1 protein-coding gene and 2 pseudogenes are annotated in these 1,602 nt (G+C 63.4%); 1 reads left to right on the top strand and 2 read right to left on the bottom strand.

Annotation, left to right across the window (positions count from 1 at the left end; genetic code table 11):
* Positions 1-122: 122 nt before the first annotated feature.
* Positions 123-779: pseudogene (locus ACS5Q1_RS47820) on the top strand (IS110 family RNA-guided transposase); the annotation flags it as partial.
* A gap of 222 nt (positions 780-1,001) precedes the next feature.
* Here the strand turns inward: ACS5Q1_RS47820 and ACS5Q1_RS47815 are convergent.
* Entirely contained in the window at positions 1,002-1,394 is a 393-nt protein-coding gene (locus ACS5Q1_RS47815) for an IS630 transposase-related protein (RefSeq protein ID WP_473104771.1), read from the bottom strand.
* Between the two features lie 80 nt (positions 1,395-1,474).
* Positions 1,475-1,602, bottom strand: a pseudogene (locus ACS5Q1_RS47810) (IS481 family transposase); the annotation flags it as partial.

The raw sequence follows: 1,602 nt of genomic DNA, 5'->3' as shown, positions 1-1,602 counted from the left end.
CGGCCGCTGCAGCCGCAGCACCAGTTCGATCAGCTCTTCCTTCGTCAGGCGCTGCAAATCAGTGCGATCCATGGCCCCATGGATTCAGGAATTGCGCCTGATGACAAGGGCGTGGGTAATTACGACGGATCGGGCAGCGCACGGCCGTCATCAACCAGATCCGCGGCTTCTTGCTCGAGTGCGGCATTCCAGTGCGCCAAGGACCGGCTGGTTTACGAGAAGCTCTTCCGACGATCCTGGCCCAACGCACGGATGTGCTCTCGCCACGCATGATCCATCTGCTTGAGGATCTCCCAGCAGACTGGCGGCAACTTGATGAGCGCATTGCCGCTAGCACTCGCGACATCGCGACCCTGGCCCGGCAGGATGCGGGGTGCCAGCGGCTGATGGGGATCCCAGGCGTGGGCGTGATCACCGCCAGCGCCATGGTAGCGGCGGTCGGAACTGGAGCCGCTTTCGCCAAAGGCCGCGACTTTGCCGCTTGGCTCGGGCTGGTGCCGAAGCAGATCTCGACCGGGGATCGGACGATCCTGGGCGGTCTCTCCAAGCGCGGGAACCGCTACTTGCGCAGCCTGTTCGTCAGCGGCGCACAAGCACTCCTGCAGCGCCCATGCCACTGGAGCGGGCACGGCTTTGGGCGCTGGCTCCAAGCAGCCGGAGTTCGATTGCATCGCAATGTGCTAGCGATCGCCCTGGCCAACAAGCTCGCTCGCATCGCGTGGGGAGTGCTGCACCACGCGAACGGTTACGATCCAGAGTTTACTGCCGGCACGGTCTGAGCCTGCTCCGACTGCCGGTGTCTTAGCGATAGAGTTCCCGCCGAGGTTCGCGAGAAGGATGTGACAGGATGGATGAACGGTTGCCCGGCGCACCCGAAGCCTGGCTATAAAAATGGCTCGATGAAGCCTTCGTTTTAGGCAGGCCCGGTGCGCGCGGATTCCCATGATGGCCCGGAGCGAGAGCTCCACACGCAGGCCGGATAGATTGATGCGAACCGTCTCTCATCCACCCAGAAACAGCCCTCTTGCAACGCACGGCCGGTCCATAGATTTATAGGTGAAGCCATGCCGGCCCAGGAAGCGCGAGAGCATCGCCGGGGCCGCGACGATCCCATGTTCCTCCCGCAAGCGAGCGGCGAGTTCGGGCATGGTGATGGCGGGCTCGGTCTCGACGGTCTGGATCAGAAAGGTCTCATAGGGCACCAGCTTGCCGCCTCCTGGCGGACGGCCTTGGCGATCCGGTGCCGGTGAGCCGAGGTGGCGCGTTCGCCGCATCAGCTTGATGGCGAAACTGTCGCTGACGCCAAAGTGGCGGGCTGCCGCCCTGCAGGAATGGCCCGCGTCGACAAAGGCGGCGACCCGCACCCGGAGATCGAGAGAATAGCAGTGACCCATGATCCACCTCCCGTGCAAGGGAGGGAATCACAGCTCCAGCCCGCGCAGAAGCCCAGGAGTCTAATTTCTAGTCCGACGCTCTAAGTGTTTAGTCCCGGCATTTGGTGGAGCGGGTCGAGCCTGAAGCGTTGCGGCTCGCTTGTAAAGATCTTGCAGATGTACTCGTAGGGGGTGAGGCCGCGCAGGGTCTTGAGCCGGCGGGCGAAGT

The sequence above is a fragment of the Microvirga sp. GN3 genome, assembly GCF_055792825.1.
This window is presented reverse-complemented; position numbering and strand designations above follow the sequence as displayed.

Bases quoted from the DNA above. Each gene is read 5' to 3' on its own strand.
- ACS5Q1_RS47815 (WP_473104771.1), bottom strand. From the start codon at position 1,394: ATGGGTCACTGCTATTCTCTCGATCTCCGGGTGCGGGTCGCCGCCTTT.